Below are 18,460 nucleotides of genomic sequence, written 5' to 3' on the forward strand. Positions count from 1 at the left end.
CAGTATGAAAATTTTACATCATCCACAAGTATCAGATATTGAACTTTCCTCTGTATTGTATGCATTAAGCGACCCGACCCGTCTTGGGATTGTTGCGGAAGCAGCGAGAAGCGGGGAGCAGCCGTGCAGTCATTTTCATGCACCTGTTGTGAAGTCAACGATGTCGCACCATATTCGGACCCTGCGGGAAGCCGGAGTTATTCGGGTCAGAGTGCAAGGCACACAGCATTTTCTCACCCTGCGGTCCGAAGATCTGGAAACACGCTTTCCAGGACTCTTGCAACCATTATTGCAGGCTGCCGCTCAGACCAGCACAGATCTTTCCTAAATGTTGTCCTTTCTTCAGGTCGAAGAGGGGACATTTTTATTTTCTATTTCTAGACAACCTCTAATACTGATGCGACATTCTGTGTCGTACCATGCCCCATATAATAACGGTGAACACACAAACCATATTGAAAAGAGGTTCACAACCATTGGCAAAAACCAAAAGAGGACGCATCTTGTGGAGTCTTCCTTCCAGGGGCCGGGGAACATGCCCGGTGTGTAGCAGTACCCGAATTAAATTGTTGTATACGCAAACAAAAACAGACGGTACAAGTCTGAAAGTATGCAAGAAATGCTCCAAAGCAGTGCAATCCAGAGTGGATAAGGCACACGTATAACATTACTGGCCTGTTCTTCGGAACGGGCCATGTCTTTTGATATAATGGAATATATTAGAATTGGATGAGATGGGGGCGGGAAGATGAGTAACATGCATCGGATTCACTGGTTTGACGAACAGATTCGGGGTGGACGTTTTCCGAACAGTATCGGGCTTGCCCGTGAATTTGAAATCTCCCGTCGTCAGGCTCAGCGTGATATTGAATATATGGCAAGCTCCCTGCGAGCCCCTTTGGTATATATGGCGAAATATCGGGGCTATTGTTATGAGGATCAGACCTTTCGATTGCCCCATTTGTATATGACCGAAGAAGAACAGGGTGTGCTGAAATATCTGGCGCATCGCTATCGACATTACAATTATGATCAAGCAGATGCGGTGAAACGTGTAGCACATTTGCTGGAGCGTTTTACGTTGGAGGAACAACAGCTGGGAAGTAGCGAGCTCCCAGTGTTTTCGGCGCAACCGAAGCAACTGCAATTCTTTGAATTGTTGTCCCATGCCATAACTGACTTGCGTAGAGTACATATTCATTACAGGGATCACGATGGAGAACGGCAGTTTTCCTTGTGTCCATTAAAGATGATATCCCAGTTTAACGCCGATTACGTGGTGGGTTATGAATCAGACCCTGTACAGCAAGTGGCCATTCGTTTGGAGGGCATTGTTCATGTATCGATCTCGGATGGGAGATTTGAGTACAGGTCAGATACCCTCCTAGGTGGATGGGAAGAACCACTGCCTGTACGTAAACCTTTTGTAGCTGAGATTCGCTTGAAGGAATTGCAGCAAATGGACCTATGGAAAGGGTATCGTATCCAGGCTAGGCAAGATCTGATTTATTCAATTGAATTTTATGACACGGACGCTTTCTTGCAGCATTTGTTTATTAGCGAATGGGAGGAGCTTTTATCTCCTGGATGGCTTAGACGAAAGCTTCAGCAAAGCGCAGAAGGGTTAATTGACAGGCTCGCGATACAACGTAAGCAAAACGTGGAATAAAGCAGGATAGAGAGGAGAAGATACGTCCTTGGCTGAGAATATTTTAGATAACCTCATCATGAAGCGGGAGTCCAAATCGTACGTGGATAGTCTGCATGCGATACTCACCCATACGGGCCAGTTTCAAGGTTCCAAGGTTGTACTTGCCGGATATACGGGCATGGCTTTCAAGCTGTCAGTACATCGCAGACTACTTCCCATGTCGGTTACAGCGTATGGACAATGGGGGGAGGCACATCGTCCCGGAGTCGATAACCTGGGGATATTCACGATCTGGGATGGGGGACGTACACGTCATTCCACGTTTGGTTATTATCAGCAGGATGCAGTGAATTCGGTGAGACGGAGTATTGATGAAGGCACTGGTGTGATTTACTGGATTCCTGAGTTCGGTGTTATTCATGGATATGATGACAGTGACCGCATCTTTTATGTGCAAGACGGATGGAGCAAGGAACCGCAGATTTTGCTATATGATAATTTCGGCCTGAACTTTACTGGATTTTGGTATTGTCAGATGTTTGGTGATCAGGTCCGCATCCCTGAACAGCAGATGCTGCTGGAATCCCTGAGACTGGCGATTGAGGATTGGGATATCCCATACCGTCTGCTGCCTGATCGGAATATTGCTTCAGGTAGACAGGCATATGATGTGTGGGTGCAGGCCCTGCGGAGTGGGGATTTCGATAAATCGGGTGCGGCTTATATTTTGGAATCCTTCTGCCATTCTCGAACCGAAATACGTATGTATTTGCAGGATGTTCGAGGGATATGGAAGGAACTGGACCAGGCTTGTGCATGTTATGAACAGCTTGGGACGTTAATTGACCAAATGAAGGGATATATGGTTCAGCAGGAGAATAGACGTGTTTTGCCACCAGACACCACAGAAGATCTAGCACAGGTACTCGTGAAGGCGAAAGCACTGGAAGAGCAGGCTATTGATTATTTTCGAGTGATATCCAGGAAGTATCCTGACCTTAAACGGTCCACGATACCACGGTGGGGAGCACATTCCGCACGATAGGATGAGAAATGAAGGGCGTGGAGGATGATGGCGACAAGAGTAGTATTGCAGGACTGGATTCAATCCCCGCAAACTATGAATTCTGCTGATGCAAATAGATCATGGAGCGGTGTGAGTACGTATACAGATGCGATGTATCGCATTTTGTTACATAAACAGTGGACGGATTTCCCACACCACATGATTGCAGGTATGACAGCAAGTGCATTCAGACTAGTGGTGGATCGGTGTCTGACGGCAGAGTCAATCTCCGCATACAACTGGATGGCAGAGAACTTTGTCGCAGCCGACTTCATTGGCGTGACGGCGAGCCAGGCAGCGGGCTTTTCGTTCGAACCCACCTTTCCCTTGTATCAGAAGCAGGCTCTGCTGGACATTAAAGCTTCCATTGACCGAGGCGTAGGTGCAATTCTCTGGCACGATCAATTTGTCATTGTTACTGGATATGATGATGTGGAACGGATGCTATTCATCTGTGAAAGTAAAGGCAATGAAGTCATTCGTCTGCCTTATGATTCGTTTGGAAGGAACAGTACACCCTACTGGTACTATCAGGTGCTGGAAGCTTGTGCACCCATAGATCGATGGGAAGTCTGCAAGGAATCGTTAATCCAAGCCGTGTACAAATGGGAAACCCATGACTATATGCTGCCGCCCCAAGATTATGCCTGTGGGGCGGCTGCGTATGCCGCTATTGCTGCTGCTTTGCAGTCAGGAACATATGACGCTGAACAAGCGGCAACTGTACTTTGCTATTATGCCAAATCAAGATTGGATATTGCCTCTTATGTTGCAGGACTTAAGCATCTGTCCATTCAAATGGACCAGGTCATAGACGAGTATGAGCTACTCGCAAACCTGTACACAATGATCGTTGAGGTAATAGATGACTCCATCTCTTGGGATTCGAGAGAACCGGAATGTGTGCAAAGAGTAATTGAGCTTATCCGGAAGGCAGGGGCTACGGAACAACGTGCCATTGATGCCATTAAACGTGCCTTTCCAGAGACGATAGGCAATCGTTTTAAGGATGTTGGATTAAGATGAATGTAAATATAACAAATAGTTTATCTGATGTGATACCGCAGGCCGAAGTTCCATTTGATGCTAGAAGCGCAGTTTAAATATTTCTCACTTAACGTGGCGGGGTAACCATGCTGACTACATTCTCAAATTCCGTCTGCCAGTCGCTCTTGATGATGCTGCCGATGTAACCATCGGGTCGAATAAGTATCAGCGTGTCGCTATTAATGCCGTAGATGTCAGTCAGTTTTTGGGTGGTGTCGTTGATAACATTCTGTTCGGCTTCATTACCAGTACTGACGATGTATCTGTGCAATTCGGCACCACTAGCCGGCCAGATCAGGTCAGGGAGGATATGAGCGGCATTGGCTCCAAAAGCAAGCAATGTGAATTGTGGTCCACGGAGAATTTCAAAAAAACGTCTTACCCCGCCTGGGCCGATGCATGGAGCATCGGGTGCTCGATCTCCGACCTGAAGTGACTTGGTCGCTGATGAATTCTCAGAGCTAAGTGGACCACCATGATACGATAGTGTGAGCTGACGTTCTTCATCACCTCGTTTGAGACTGGCAAGGCGTTTATTATCGAGCTTGGCGTACAACTCGCTGGATTTTCCAAGTACTCGTGCGGCAATAGGTTGACGTTCAGCTTCATAGCTGTCAAGCAAGCGATCGGGTGCGCCAGCAATGACCTGACCTATCTTCCAGCCGAGGTTGTAAGCGTCCTGTACACCGGTATTGAGTCCTTGCGCACCGGCTGGGGTATGGACGTGGGCTGCATCGCCTGCAAGAATGACCCGGCCCGACCGATAATGCTCGGCAAGTCGCACGTTGGGACGAAATACAGAACTCCAGGTAATATCGTAGAGCCGTAAACCAGTGAGCTTGTGGAACTGAGCGGCAAGTACAGCCTCGTCGAGGTCTGGGTTCTCGTCTGCTCCCAACCTGATCATGACTTGGAATTGGTCGGAATGTGGCAGGGGACATGCTCCGACAAATTTACCTTTTGTGCGTGGCCACATATGCCAACGACTGCGCGACAACCCATCGATTGTACCGTCGATGATAAGCATCCGATCCGATTCGTTGGTCTCTCCCACAAAACGAATGCCAACACCTTTACGAACGGTGCTGGAACCACCGTCTGCCCCCACCAGATATCTGCTGCGAATCTTCTCCCCTGAAGAGAGCGTCACTGTCACCCCATTGGCATCCTGTTCAAAAGAATCCACCGCGTTGTTAAATTCAATATTCAGTCCCTGACGTTTGAGCAGTCGGTGCAGGATGGCATCCGTGCGGTGTTGAGCCAGCAGAAGAATATTCGGATAGGGCACATCTGGTGTAGGTTTATTCCGTTGTTGCATGCGCCACGGCACGGTGATGGGCCCGAGATGAATACCTGCGAGCGGGTAAGAATCTCCCTCCGCATGAGCCTCACTCAGCACGCCGAGGTCCTCCAAAAGCTCCTGGGTTCGCGGCTGTACTCCCTTTGCACGAGAACCTTTGAAGGCGTGGGGAGCCTTGTCGACCAGTCGGACACGAAGGCCGCGGCGCAAAAGATCTGCTGCTAATGTAGATCCGGTCGGACCGGCGCCTGCAACCAATACGTCGATATCGTAATCTTTCCTCGATGGACTCACACCCGGTTGTTGCTTCTCTTGCGATGGATTGAATCGTATATCTGTCATTTGTAATGTTCCTCTCTAAATTGGATCTGAAATAAAGTTCTGTTTCTAATAACTAACGGACTATGAAAATTACAACTTATTGTTTCTGAGAAACAATAAGTTTCCTTGCAACAATATTAGTTTAAATTCTATTCATTTGTCAATATTGTTTCCTGGAAACTTTATTTATGAACCTGTCCTTGATATACTGGGATGAAGTTCATTAGTGTTGGAGGAAAAAGGATGATCAAGCCATCAAACTATCACAATAAAGAGCACCTGATTGATGAAGTGCTGGAAGCTGTGAAAGACATACAGATTAAATTCCAAGCGGAAGATGACGAAGAGAAGGAGTGGCTGCTCCAAAACAGCCCTAATCCGGAGGTTCAAGAGTTAGTCGAAGACATGACGGTTACTATGCTGCATGTGCTGGATGCCATTGGAACACTTGAACCTGTAAATGGCATAACCATTTCGAAGCAATTCGGCTTTTCCAAAGGCACAGTTTCCAAAATCACCAAGAGGCTGGTCCAGAAAAATATCATTTTGCCTGAATACCTGCCGGATAATAAAAAAGAAGTATTGTTTCGCGTGTCAGAACGGGGTCAAGACATATATCGTTTACATCAAGCCATGCATCAACAAATTGATCTTGGCGCAAACCGTTTTTTGCAACGATATACCGAAGATGAATTGCAGTTCATAGTTCATGCTCTCCGTGATACGGCACAGGCGTCCTGGTTCCATACAGAAAAAGATGGTCCGTTATTGGTTTCTAGTGAAGTTATTCCATATCCCGATGAAGTCTCACATGATAATGAGAGTACGGAAGCAGTAACCGTTAACGAGGAAATGAATGAAATTATGGGGATGCTTCATACGCTGAATTCCCGTGATCTGAAGAAGGCCAAGGCCGTTCTTGAGGATGTTTTCTTTACGAAATATGAGGATTAGCGTAAGTAAGCTGTTGAGCCTGCTCATATTCATCTCGGCATACGAAGTTGTTCTGCAAAAAAATAAACGCTATAAAACCGGACAGGCCGCAGCCGATCCGGTTTATTTGCATTCAACATATATGCACATCAGGTTATGTGATCCACGCTAAAAATAAATTTCACAAGAAAAAATAACCAAAATTTTAATTTTGGGGTAATCCAAATCCCCTCTTGTTCCGAATATTATATTAGATGGTCTTTTTTGGATGATGGATATTTAAGGACAACAGGGGGCGGGAGTATGGTACATAATCCGGAAACCATTCAGGAATGTATCGAACATGCACGGCAAAGACTCTACCAGATTGCAAATCAATATCCGGAACTGTGGCATCCGGAAGTTATTCGCCAATCCATGGTGCTGGATGAGTTAATTAATGAATATAACAACGCAACTCGTGGGAGAACGATCGCAAATCAAATGAAATCATAACCTTCTGAACAAAGAATTTCATGTCGAGATTCCGTGTGTTTGCCTTACTCTTTTACCGCCCCGAGCACAATCCCCTTTACGAAGAAACGCTGCAAGAACGGATATACGAGCAGGATCGGCAGAGCGCCAATAAAGATCTGAGCCGCGTTCACCGTACGTTGAGACATGTTCTGGAGCTGCGTTGCATCCACGTTCATGTTGGAGAAGTCCTGCTGTACGATAATGGTCTGCATTAACGTGGCAAGTGGATATTTGGAAGCATCATTCATATAGATCAGCCCGTCGAACCAGGAATTCCATTGACCTACCATGGTGAATAAGGAGATCGTGGCAATGGCGGGCATGGATACAGGCAGATAAATTTTGAACAGGGTCGTAATATGGTTGGCTCCATCAATGAATGCGGCTTCTTCCAGCTCTTTTGGCACGTTACGGAAAAAGTTCATCATCAGAATCAGGTTCCAGACAGCCACCGCGCCTGGCAAAATGAGAGCCCACATCGTATTAATCAGTCCAAGCTTCTGGATCAAAATATAGGATGGAATCAATCCCCCGCTGAATAGCATCGTGAAGATGAAAAACCACGCATATAACGAGCGCCCCTTGAAATGCAGACTCTCCTTGGATAATGGATAAGCCGTCAGGAAGACAAGTGTCATACTGAGCAAAGTACCTAGAACCGTACGCTGGACTGAGATCCAGAGTGCACTGAGAAAGTTACTGTTACCAAATGTTTTGGTATAGGCGTCCACCGTAAAATCAATCGGCCACAGTGTTACCAGATTGGCGGATGCTGCCGCTTTACCACTGAAGGAAACGGCCAGAATATGGACCAGCGGCAGGATGCACAGGATCGAGACGGCCGCGATGAATATCAGGTTGAAACCATTGAATATACGGTACCCGGTTGTTTTGTGATACACCTTGATTCCTCCTTAATGCGTTATGCTAACTCTTTTAAAAAATACGGTAATTGGCGATTTTGTAAGCCATCCGGTACGCAGAGATGACCAGGAACATCGCGACAAATGATTTGAATAGTCCAACGGCTGTCGCAAAGCTCATTTTGCCATTCAGAATTCCCATCCGGTAGACAAAGGTATCGATAATATCGCCTTTTTCATATACCAGCGGATTGTACAGGTTGAAGATCTGGTCGAAGCCTGCATTCAGGATATTGCCCAGCGATAACGTACCTACTACGATAATCATCGGCACGAGTGCAGGCAGGGTAATATGTAATGTCTGTCTAAGTCGTGTTGCCCCATCTACCTCCGAAGCCTCATATAATGCGGGGTTAATACCCGCAAGTGCTGCCAGAAATACAATCGTTCCGAATCCAAATTCCTTCCATACATCACTAACAACTACCGTTACACGGAACCAGTCGCCATCCCCCAAAAAGAAGATCGGTTCAACGCCAGCCGCCGCCAACACCTGGTTTACCAGCCCGCCTTCCGGTGATAACATGTCGAGCAATATACCACCCAGGACAACCCAGGACAGGAAATGGGGCAGATACACCAAGGTCTGTGAGAAACGTTTGAACGTGGAGTTCCGAACCTCATTCAGCAAAATGGCGAACACCACGGGGGCCACAAGTCCGGCCACAATTTTCATCGAAGCGATCAGTACCGTGTTCCAGATGACCTGAACGCTGTCGGGATATTCGAACATGAACCGGAAGTTGTCCCAGCCGACCCATTTGGAGCCAGTGAACCCCAGCCACGGTTTGAAGTCTTGAAAAGCAATAATAATGCCGCCCATGGGCACATAGGCGAACAGCAAAGTGAGCAGTACAGCAGGCAGCAGCATCAGATGCAGCGGCCACGTGCGTTTGAAATTCCAGCGGGTACGTTTGCGTGCATGGGGTGTCATTTTTCGCACCGGCTTATTGGTTGTTAACGGTTGTTCCATAGCCATCAGGGTCCCTCCTTTATCTCGTCCAACCCCGGGCAACATGAGGCGATCAAGCCTCTGCACGGAGTGGAGCAACTGAATTATAACAACGGAAAAGGGCGGACTATAGAACAACATTTCAATGCGGATGTTGAAATATTAACCTGTTGATGGAAACAGCAAAAAAGAGCATCCGACTGTAAAGTCAAACGCTCCTGTTATCAGGTTAGCTCCTGCCATATGTTTTCTGCTTCCGATATGCCCTTCATGCTGAACATGCCTCTATTATTTCACAATCGAGCCATCATACTGCGTATCAACGGTACGAACCGCTGACTGTACCTCGGTCACTAAACGTTCCCGTTCTTCATAGAGCGGGGCTTCCTCTCCCTCAAAATCAAACTGAATCGCCCGAACGCTACCTGGAGATAAGGTTAATTCCTGAAGCTGTAACTCAAACAGGAATGAAGCATCAAAAGCCATGCCATCTAGGTCCCTGTAACAGTACAAGCTGGAAATATCATCTTCTTCAATATGCAAAATGCCTTGTTCTGTCAGTTGCATCACAGAGCCCCCTCACGAAATGTTGATTCATTTCCAGTATAAGGAGATTTCAGGTCGTAGGAAAGACGGAGAACATAAAATCATATAGAAATGTAAGGGTTTTCAATATAAAATAGGACTTCGGTGTAGAACGACTTCAAATTCAGGGACAGGGTGAAACGATGAAATTCACAGTATTTGCGAAGACGGTCATTCTTTTAATCTGCCTGCTCGTACCCATTCTGCTGCTCTATACATACGCGAATCAGGCAAATGTGGACATGGTCGTTGAAGAGAAACAACAGTCGAGTCTGAACCAGTTCAATTATTTCAGTTCCCAGGTGGATAAAAATATCGAGCAGCTCTCACTGTATGGTCTTACATTGTTGCGGGATCCGAGTATCCTGCACTACCGTTACATGACGGATTTAACCAGCCAGTATGAGAAGAACAGCATCTATCTGGATATTCTCGACAAATTATCGTTGTACCAGTCCACCAGCCGCTGGAAGAACGATATTACCATTGTGCTGCCACAAGCCGAACTTGTGTTATCCACCATGTCCAGCCGGACGGTCTACGATGAGAAGATGTTGACGTTTCCGCAACCGGGCCAATGGCAGCTGGAGCAGGGGAGCTTCACCTACTTTTTCACAGATAACTATGAGTGGAATGAAAAACCGGTGAATACAGGCGTGCGAACGGTGATGGAGATTAATTTTGACCCGATGAACGTGGTTGCCATGTTGGATGATTTTAAAGAAACGCAGGGCGGAGATCCTTTCTTATTAGTACCGGGCAATGAGCCGTTACTGAACCGTACGGCGGACCCCGAACTGGTTGAAGCGATCATGCGAGATATGCCTTTTAACGGAACGGAGAGGGAGGGCAATCATCAATTGGAGGTGGGCGGCAAGCAATATCTGGTCAGTTACGTGCACTCCAAACAGCTACAGGCAGTATACGTGAACCCAGTGGTATTGGATGATTTGCTAACCCCGATGGATAAGAGCCGAAATATGTTTATTACCTCCATTCTGTTACTGCTCGTGCTGAGTATCGGGGCTGCGCTGCTTTTGTATCGAAAAGTCCAGGTGCCAATCCACCGTTTGATGAGAGGGCTGCAACAGATTCGCAAAGGGCAGCTGTCCACACGGATTCCAGTCGATCACTCTCGTGATGAATTTGCGTACCTGACCCAGAGCTTTAACCATATGGCGGAGCAGATTCAGGAACTGATCGAGAAGGTATACGAGGAACGTATTCGCTCACGTGAAGCCACACTTAAACATCTGCAATCACAGATCAATCCTCATTTCCTGTACAACTGCCTGTTTTATATCAAAAATATGACCCAGCTCGGCAACCGTGAAGCGGTTATTGCCATGTCGCTAAGCCTGGGTGACTACTATCGCTACATTACGCGGGGCGAGAATGATATGACGACAGTGGAAGAAGAGATCCGGCTGCTGGACCATTACTTGTCCATTCAACAGATGCGGACCAACCGGCTGACCTACGAGATCGCTGTACCGCAGCAACTGATGCAGCTTCACATTCCGCGACTGCTCATTCAGCCGATCGTAGAGAATGCGGTGATCCACGGTATTGAGCCGATGGAAGGCAGTGGGCATGTTGTCGTAACAGGTATGGCGGTACCCGAACATATTGAGGGACGAAAATATACAAGATACAGCCTGTTTGTAGACAATGACGGTGTCACGCTGACAGCGGAAGAGATTGCGGAATTGGAACGGGAGATCAATGAACCGATGGGCGAAGAGATTGGAACAGGCACATGGAATGTGCACCAGCGTCTCGTTACACGATATGGGCTGTCGTCCGGGCTTCATTTTGGAGCGATTCCCTATGGTGGACTTAGTGTAGAAATTCGATGGTTTGAGGAGGAACAAACGAATGATGAATCTGATGGTCGTGGATGATGAACATTCCGCAGTAGAGTCGATCGCCGTCTCCATACCGTGGAGAGAACACGGGATTGGTCAGGTATTCAAAGCCTATTCAGTCAAAGAGGCACTGGAACATATGGCAACACATCAGGTCCATATTATTATCACGGATATTCGCATGCCGGGTCTGTCCGGTCTGGATCTGGTCAGTCATATCCGGCAAAAGTGGGAACGTACCAAATGTATTATTTTATCGGGGCATGCTTCCTTCGATTATGCGAAGCAGGCGCTCAAACATGGGACAGTCAGTTATCTGCTCAAACCGGTCCGGGATGAGGAACTGATCGAATCCGTGCAGCAGGCCGCCGTGCAGATTCGCCTGGAGGGTGAGAAACAAATGCTGCACCAGCGGGCCATGTATTCGGTGAGGGAACATCTGCCCGAGAAGCGGGCGGAGCTGATGAAGGATGTGCTGTTAGGGCATAAATTTGCGGATGCAGAACTCACGGATAAGTTGGAGCAGCTGGAGATCGTGTTCCGTCCACAGGATAAAATGCAGCTGCTACTCATCCGTTATGATGACCATCAAGCCACACATAAAGCGTTTCGGCTGATGAAGTACGCCATCTCGAATGTAGTGGAAGAGATCTACGGCAGTGCCTATCATCTCTGCCATACGGATGACGCCTATGATGACCTAGTCTTCATGACCAGTCCCAAACAAACCCAAGCCGAACCTGAGATGTTAATGGGCCGACTCGGAGAACGGTTAATCCACAGTGTGAGGCAGTATCTGAACGCGACCATTTCACTATCGGTTAGCCGCATGGGACGTTTCCCAGAACAGGTGCCGCAGCTATATCATCAAGCTGTGAGTGCACTTCGCAAGCAGGCCGAGGCGGGCAAAGGATTACATCTGAATGCGGTGGCAGGAACCAATGGGGCCACGTTGAAGTCTCTTGCAGCGCTGTATGAACCGCCGGGTCTAACGACGTTACTGGAAGCCGGGCGCATGGAGGATGCACACCGTAAGATTGATCAGATCTTTGCCGAACTGTCGAACAGTGTGTTCCCGGAGCATGTGTATGTGGCTTTTCATTATCTGGCGGCGGCATTCTCCTATATGGCTCATCGGGAAGGAAGGCAATTAGCCGAAGTGCTTGGGGAGCAGTATCAGCAGCTGCTCAAGGATGGTTATGGCATCTCGCTACGCAGTCTTGAAACGTGGACTCGGTCTGTGATGCAGCATTGGGCAGAGAGCACCAGCGAGGCGGGACAGGATGCGGGATCAACCCTCATTAGGCAGGTGCAGCAATGGATCGACCATCATCTGGGTGAGGATCTATCGTTGCAGGTCATTGCTGGAGAAGTGCATCTGCACCCGGTATATCTGTCGAAAATGTACAAACAATCCACCGGTGAAGGTATTAGTGATTATATTATCCGTTCCAGAATGGAACGTGCGGTTCATTTGCTCAAGCATACGGCGATGAAGATCTATGAAGTTGGTCAGGAAGTGGGGTACAACAACACGCCTTATTTCATTCAGGTGTTCCGCAAACATTATGGACTGACCCCGCAAGATTTTCGGAACGGTTAACAAATCAATATGAACATTGAAATTGTGATATATGTTTGCCTCCCCGGCTGCACTATCCTTTTCATGTAAGGTGCATAATGCCACATGCAGAGGTGCATTTGGCACAAAAGGGTATCCAAGTTACCTGAGGAGGGGTTAGTTCATGTATAGAAAAATGATGACGGCATTGCTCGCAATAACGATGGTTGCTGTAACGGCATGCAGTTCGGGGGCCAAGGAAGAACCGGTGAAGGAAGCAACTGCACCACTTGCTCTGCAAGATGGGAAGTATGAACCGGCGGTACAGATGAGCTATTTGCGGGCCTGGAATGATGATACAAAGTTCAAGAATGGGGAAACGGCACAGAACAATGTGCATACCAAATGGGCCAAGGAACGACTTGGTATCGATCTGACCACACCGTGGGCCGTATCGGTGACCAATGATGCATTTTATACAAAATTGCGCTTGTCTCTGTCCGCTAACGAGGAATTGCCGGATATCGTCTCCATTCGGGGAGACTACAATCTGGTAAGGGAATTAATCGAATCCGGCAAGTTTGCCAATGCAGGCGAGTTATTTGACCAATATGCTTCGGACACATGGAAACAGGCATCTGAATCGGCACCGGAGGAATGGTATCCATACATGTATGAGGGCGAGCGTTATGGCATTCCGATCTTTGATTATGCCTACAATGGTGATTCGGTCATGTTCATTCGGGAAGACTGGTTGAAGAAGCTGGGACTGGAAGAACCAAAAACCATGGATGAGCTGGTTACGGTGATGGATGCTTTTACGAATCAGGACCCCGATGGGAATGGCAAGAAAGATACGTATGGTCTCACTGTCGGCATGAAGAATGCGCTCAATACGTGGATGACGGAATCGGGCTGGATCTTCGGCATGTACAACACGATGCCTGGACAATGGAATGATGCTGGAGACGGCACACTGCAATATGGTTCCATCCAGCCAGGTGTGAAGGAAGGCCTTGCGACGATGAAAGATTGGTTGTCCAAAGGTTATCTGCCCAAAGAAGCAGGCGTATATGACGAGATCAAGGCAGCAGAACTGTTCACCGCAGGTAAAGCTGGCATTATCGTTGGGCCACACTGGATGCCAAACTGGCCGATCGATGATGTGAAGAAAAATGTGGATGGTGCCACGTACAAGGCTATTGCCTTACCTACAGGGCCAACAGGCGAGAGCCATCAACATGGTTCTGGTGCAAGCAACGGGGTGGTGCTGATTAACAAAGACATGGCGAACCCGGAGATTTTCTTCACGTATCAGAATTATCTGTTCGACAACTTTGCCAACCCGGAAGTGGGCAGCGAGTTCGAACATGGCTTTGCGCAAGGATATGACTATGACATCGTGGATGGCAAAGTTGTTGGTGAAGCTGAAGTAAAAGACGGCGTATCCCCACTCAAATATACGATTACGTATGATGGTGCCCGGATCCCGAATCTGATGATGGATACGCTAGCGGAACTGGCGAAGGGCAAAGAGCCGGAGACTCCTTTTGAGAAAAATACGAAGATTGCCAACAAACCGGAAGTGTTTGTCGCCGCTGAGGTGGTTGTTGCGAATAAAGATAACGCGATCAAGAACAAGTTCACCGGGGCACCAACCGAGACGATGAAAATGAAGAAGGACGCGATCGACAAGCTGGAGAAGGATACGTTCAGCAAGATCATCTATGGTCAGGTGGGCATTGAGGAATTTGATACGTTTGTGACAAAGTGGAAGTCCATGGGCGGCGATGATATTACAGCCGAAGTGAACGAGTGGTATAAGACAGTTAATTAATAAATAAAGCAGAGTAGAACGATGAATTCATCGGATCTACTCTGCTTTTTTTGTAGGCATTTTCATGACAAAAAACAACAAGGATAAGAAAAATAGAGCCTTTGAGGGTTAATACAAATAATCTATATAAATTGAACTAAAACATTCACAAGAGAACGAAGAGGACAGAAATAACCTGAAAAAGCGAAGCTAAAAGCTTTCTGAAAGAAAGCTGCATCGGAAGCATAGGCTCGCCTTTATCCCTGGATTTTCACCTTTTAAGAGTGAATGAAAAAAATCTGGGGATAACAGCGATCGGAAGGTTGTTCTGTCATTGGAGTTGTAAGTGTGAATAATCTTTAGTTCAATTTATATAGTACATGATTATCTATGACTCGAAGCGGACAAAGGTAACGTTTTTTCCTAAAATCACATTATCCACCTTCCAGCCGGCATTTAACCAGGATAGTGCCTGTGTATGATTATTGGAATTATTCACCCACCATTGTTCGCGATTATACGCTGTAGGGGGTAACGTAAATCCGAGAATTTCCTCAAGCTCTGCATATGTAAGGGTGATTGAAACCTGATTCAAATAGTTTTCCAAAGGGAAGTATTTGCTATAGCTCATTTAGTCAGACCTCCTGAAAAGGAATACAATGATTATACAACGTGGGGAAGATGATAGCGAGGGCATGCCGAGAGTCTACATAGATGTGAAAGGCTTCCGTAGATCTCTTTGACTAGGGCATGTCTTAAATACCACTTATGGGCATCTTTCACCACCTTTTCTCCCCCTGCTGCCTTATTGTTCCGGGTGTGCTGGAGAGAGTAAAATAATAGGTAGTATGCGAACGTCAATACGTATTTATAACATAGACGCCCCGGATTGATCCGGGATTCATAGAGGTTCAAGTGTTGTTGATAAACATCATTAGATGTATGGGAAGGCAGGAGATTAGATGAGTACACTTTATGATCAGGCGATGGAAGAGATGATTACGACGATCCACGAATGGTTTGATGAACAGGAAAAGCGAGATGATCTGGAAAGTGTTGTGAAGCGAACCACGCTGCAAATGGGCATCTTCAATGATATTGTGCTGGATTACAGACCTGGCCGGACCACCGTAGACAGTCTGGATTTAGGTTTGGATGATGGTTTGAAATCGAAGCAGGCAGGAGCCTTTACAGAGGAACAGGTACGGAATGAGATCGGGCCAAAGCTTGTAGAGGTTGTTCAAGACAGATTGGACAAGCTGGCTAATACACCATTGATTGACTATCGATTTACCTTTCGTGGGAAATTCCCAACAACCGAAGGTAAGATGCAATTGACGTTACTTGAATATATTAATGAGGAGAAAAGACAGCTACTCCTTGAGCGTATTTATAGCTATGTAGACAAGAAACTGGAGAACGGTACATATCCAACGAAGCGCTTGGAGTCCTTCTTTTTGACAAGTCATCTGCTTGATCCGAAGCTGTTGCCGGAGTTGGATGTAGCATGGACGATCAGGCAGTATGATCGGATTCAAGCGTTGAATCAGGGGCGTCCGGATGCACTTGCGGAACATCGTGGTGAGATTACTCGTGCGGTGACGGCATGGGCGGAGAATCAGTTTTTGCCACAGTATTTTGATGTGCAGTCCTCGACTTATCGTACCAACGAATATTCGCTTAAACCCGGAGCAACGCTTCAATCGAACATCGAAACACAGGCAGGCCAACATTCGGACGAGCAGGGGAGGGCGCAAACATTCGGGACTCAACCAATAGATCTGCTATTATACGCGGCGGTGATGATTCTACGATTTGAGCCGAGCTATAGCAAACCCAAAGGTGTAACTTTCCTGGAACTGGCGAAGCAACTCGGTAGCCGTCGTGCGGAACGCATGATGACAGAAGGTAGCGGGACGTATGCGAAGGACGATATTCATGTGAAGACGGAAGAAGTGGAATGCAAAGCAAATGATGTATTCGCTCTGATGACCATTCACATTCGGAAGGAAGAGGCGAGTGCTTATCAGCAGGCACTTACCTTTATCACTCATCTGTTGAAGCAGGGCTTTCCGAAAAGTTATAAGATCAAGCTGAAATCTGCCGTAAAGCAGTATTTGCCGATTAAAGGGCTCGCGAAGTCGGATACGCACCGATTCTTTGCTAATGCACTGGAGTACCCGGAGTTGCATCCACTCCTGGAAGAGTATGCGCGTGAGGCTATCCAAGAGTTTGAGTTTTATGAGGATACCGAGGGTGAGAAGAGCTGTATGCCAGGCAGTTATGCAACCTTTGGGCTGGGGCTCGTGGATGAGCGGTATTTCCCGCTGGTTGAATATTACATGGGTGAAGTGGATGATGAGCATCAGTTAATTCAGGATAAGTTCATTGCGGCATTTGTAGAAAAACAGGGTGTAACGGCTCAATCCATACCTGCGTTAGTCGCCAGTTTGCGTCGTTCTACGGACAGCTTGAAGCTGAAGATTCAGCCCGTGCTGGAAAATGAGGTAATACTCGAACTGTTGGTTAGACAGATTCAAGAACTTGAGCATTATGAAGCGGAACGTGTGCTCTATCCGATCTTTGGCAAGGTGGAGAAGCTCACAACGCTCGCTCGCAAAGCGGAGGGAAGACGGAAGGAATTATTGCTACAAATGTTGCAAGCCGCAGGGAAATGAGGATGTACACAAGACAAGTCAGATTGTGATGTATGAGCCAGCAAAGCATTTTAGAGAAGTGAAAGTGTATAAGGAAAGGTGGGAGAAGTTATGGAAGCATTGAGACGAGACATGTGGCAGGGGTTGAATGCTCAGGATAAAGAGGCTTGGATGCGTAAGCTTATTCGTCGTTTACCAGATGGTATGGTATATGAGGGTCTCGAGACATTTGAACGATTCGGTCAGCGAATGGAGACAGGTGTATTTACGGAGGATGGGCTGAGATTTGTGTTTGTGCCTGGGGATCAAGTAACGCTCGGCTGGGATCGTTGGCAACATGGAATGAACGAAGAGACCTCAGCCGACCTGCATCAAACGGTCAGTGAGTATGGTGTGGAGGACGTGGATTCGTTTCTGGCGAGCCAAATGTCACCTGTGAGAGAAGTGAATATTGCGCCGATGCTCGTGGAATGTGAACTGATCTCGCTTGGCTGGATTGAAGTATCCGAGGAGGAAGCACACGCGCAGGAAGATCCTGATTTCCCGTCAGCACTGGAGCAGTTTAAGCAGTCGGATATACGTGAATATGAATTGCATCAACAATTCCGTCTCATTCGCCAAGGTGAAGATGAAGTCCGAATCCTGTGGTTCAACGAAGGAATAGAACTGGAGGACGTTGTGAGGGAGGAAGCAGCGGCGGGCTTTGGTTTGCTGACCGAAGACGAATGGGAGTATATCTATGGCGGCGGTTGTCGCACTTTATTCCCCTGGGGGGACAGCTTCAACTATACGATGAGATTGAAGCACTTTGGAAGTCTGGAAGGCGTGGATGAGATTGTGGATAAATCGACAGATCTAGACTCTACACGAGTTGAAGAAAAGGATGATCGTCCTTATGATCTGGAACTACCGAATTTCTTTGGCATACAGTTTGCAGGTGATCCCTACAAGTATGAGCTTACACTCGATTCGGCTGGCGACGTGATGCCCAAAGGCGGAGACGGTGGGAGTCTGATTTGCGGTGGAACAGGGCCGTTGATTGGTTTCTTGCCTGCTGCTGCGGTCTATTATCGAGACGTTAATGCCAGTGAACTCGACTGGGAGGATTTGATGGATGCGATGTACTATCGCAGGGTTGTTCGTTTAACAGATCTAAAGGTTTGATCGATTAACCGTAACACCTAGTAAGCGGTAGGATTCCTACGGAGAAAGAGATTAACTGGATTCTAAAGTGACAGCTGACAGATAAATGAATACATCCGTC

17 protein-coding genes are annotated in these 18,460 nt (G+C 47.2%); 12 read left to right on the top strand and 5 right to left on the bottom strand.

Annotation, left to right across the window (positions count from 1 at the left end; translation table 11 throughout):
• Window positions 1–4 precede the first annotated feature (4 nt).
• The 5 genes from PAHA3_RS19360 (at window position 5) to PAHA3_RS19375 (ending at window position 3,743) form a co-directional block, all read left to right on the top strand.
• The gene (locus PAHA3_RS19360) at window positions 5–328 is read left to right on the top strand and encodes an ArsR/SmtB family transcription factor (RefSeq protein ID WP_062836375.1); all 324 of its coding nucleotides are present in this window, start codon (window positions 5–7) and stop codon (window positions 326–328) included.
• A 148-nt stretch (window positions 329–476) separates the two neighbouring features.
• On the top strand, window positions 477–665 hold the full coding sequence (locus PAHA3_RS30920; RefSeq protein WP_076334054.1) for a hypothetical protein: 189 nt from the start codon (window positions 477–479) through the stop codon (window positions 663–665).
• A gap of 83 nt (window positions 666–748) precedes the next feature.
• Entirely contained in the window at window positions 749–1,669 is a 921-nt protein-coding gene (locus PAHA3_RS19365; protein WP_062836376.1) for a helix-turn-helix transcriptional regulator, read from the top strand.
• A gap of 28 nt (window positions 1,670–1,697) precedes the next feature.
• A complete protein-coding gene (locus tag PAHA3_RS19370) occupies window positions 1,698–2,696 on the top strand; it encodes a C39 family peptidase (RefSeq protein WP_235599509.1) in 999 nt (332 codons plus the stop codon).
• Between the two features lie 27 nt (window positions 2,697–2,723).
• Complete coding sequence (locus PAHA3_RS19375) at window positions 2,724–3,743, top strand: hypothetical protein (protein ID WP_153028261.1); 1,020 nt, start codon at window positions 2,724–2,726, stop codon at window positions 3,741–3,743.
• 88 nt (window positions 3,744–3,831) lie between these two features.
• Here PAHA3_RS19375 and PAHA3_RS19380 read toward each other — a convergent pair whose 3' ends face one another.
• Complete coding sequence (locus PAHA3_RS19380) at window positions 3,832–5,358, bottom strand: FAD-dependent monooxygenase (protein ID WP_062836493.1); 1,527 nt, start codon at window positions 5,356–5,358, stop codon at window positions 3,832–3,834.
• A 270-nt stretch (window positions 5,359–5,628) separates the two neighbouring features.
• Here PAHA3_RS19380 and PAHA3_RS19385 point away from each other — a divergent pair, with 270 nt between their 5' ends.
• On the top strand, window positions 5,629–6,339 hold the full coding sequence (locus PAHA3_RS19385; RefSeq protein WP_062836378.1) for a MarR family transcriptional regulator: 711 nt from the start codon (window positions 5,629–5,631) through the stop codon (window positions 6,337–6,339).
• A gap of 282 nt (window positions 6,340–6,621) precedes the next feature.
• Window positions 6,622–6,813 (top strand): aspartyl-phosphate phosphatase Spo0E family protein, encoded by a 192-nt coding sequence (locus PAHA3_RS19390; protein WP_062836379.1) that lies wholly within the window; start codon window positions 6,622–6,624, stop codon window positions 6,811–6,813.
• A gap of 44 nt (window positions 6,814–6,857) precedes the next feature.
• On the opposite strand, the gene PAHA3_RS19395 is transcribed toward PAHA3_RS19390, so the two are convergent.
• From PAHA3_RS19395 to PAHA3_RS19405, 3 genes are all read right to left on the bottom strand, one after another.
• A complete protein-coding gene (locus PAHA3_RS19395; RefSeq protein ID WP_017692164.1) occupies window positions 6,858–7,736 on the bottom strand; it encodes a carbohydrate ABC transporter permease in 879 nt (292 codons plus the stop codon).
• Between the two features lie 34 nt (window positions 7,737–7,770).
• Window positions 7,771–8,691, bottom strand: coding sequence for an ABC transporter permease (locus PAHA3_RS19400; RefSeq protein WP_062836494.1), 921 nt, complete (start codon window positions 8,689–8,691; stop codon window positions 7,771–7,773).
• A 306-nt stretch (window positions 8,692–8,997) separates the two neighbouring features.
• Complete coding sequence (locus tag PAHA3_RS19405; RefSeq protein ID WP_062836380.1) at window positions 8,998–9,276, bottom strand: hypothetical protein; 279 nt, start codon at window positions 9,274–9,276, stop codon at window positions 8,998–9,000.
• Between the two features lie 161 nt (window positions 9,277–9,437).
• On the opposite strand from PAHA3_RS19405, the gene PAHA3_RS19410 reads away from it, so the two are divergent.
• The 3 genes from PAHA3_RS19410 to PAHA3_RS19420 all read left to right on the top strand — a co-directional run bounded on the left by PAHA3_RS19410 (window position 9,438) and on the right by PAHA3_RS19420 (window position 14,560).
• Window positions 9,438–11,198 (top strand): sensor histidine kinase, encoded by a 1,761-nt coding sequence (locus PAHA3_RS19410; protein ID WP_062836381.1) that lies wholly within the window; start codon window positions 9,438–9,440, stop codon window positions 11,196–11,198.
• Complete coding sequence (locus tag PAHA3_RS19415; protein WP_062836382.1) at window positions 11,173–12,765, top strand: response regulator transcription factor; 1,593 nt, start codon at window positions 11,173–11,175, stop codon at window positions 12,763–12,765. The genes PAHA3_RS19410 and PAHA3_RS19415 overlap by 26 nt, the downstream gene beginning before the upstream one ends.
• Before the next feature lie 142 nt (window positions 12,766–12,907).
• Window positions 12,908–14,560 (top strand): extracellular solute-binding protein, encoded by a 1,653-nt coding sequence (locus PAHA3_RS19420; protein WP_062836383.1) that lies wholly within the window; start codon window positions 12,908–12,910, stop codon window positions 14,558–14,560.
• A gap of 367 nt (window positions 14,561–14,927) precedes the next feature.
• Here PAHA3_RS19420 and PAHA3_RS19425 read toward each other — a convergent pair whose 3' ends face one another.
• Complete coding sequence (locus tag PAHA3_RS19425; RefSeq protein ID WP_062836384.1) at window positions 14,928–15,170, bottom strand: DUF7662 domain-containing protein; 243 nt, start codon at window positions 15,168–15,170, stop codon at window positions 14,928–14,930.
• Window positions 15,171–15,501: 331 nt separating this feature from the next.
• Between PAHA3_RS19425 and PAHA3_RS19430 the strand changes: the two genes are divergently transcribed.
• Both PAHA3_RS19430 and PAHA3_RS19435 read left to right on the top strand, forming a co-directional pair.
• Window positions 15,502–17,217, top strand: a complete 1,716-nt coding sequence (locus PAHA3_RS19430; RefSeq protein ID WP_062836385.1) for a DUF6138 family protein — start codon at window positions 15,502–15,504, stop codon at window positions 17,215–17,217.
• A 90-nt stretch (window positions 17,218–17,307) separates the two neighbouring features.
• A complete protein-coding gene (locus PAHA3_RS19435; protein WP_062836386.1) occupies window positions 17,308–18,360 on the top strand; it encodes a hypothetical protein in 1,053 nt (350 codons plus the stop codon).
• The last annotated feature ends 100 nt before the right edge of the window (window positions 18,361–18,460 follow it).

Origin of the sequence: Paenibacillus amylolyticus, from assembly GCF_001570725.1 — a bacterium.
GTDB classification, from domain to species: Bacteria; Bacillota; Bacilli; order Paenibacillales; family Paenibacillaceae; genus Paenibacillus; species Paenibacillus amylolyticus_A.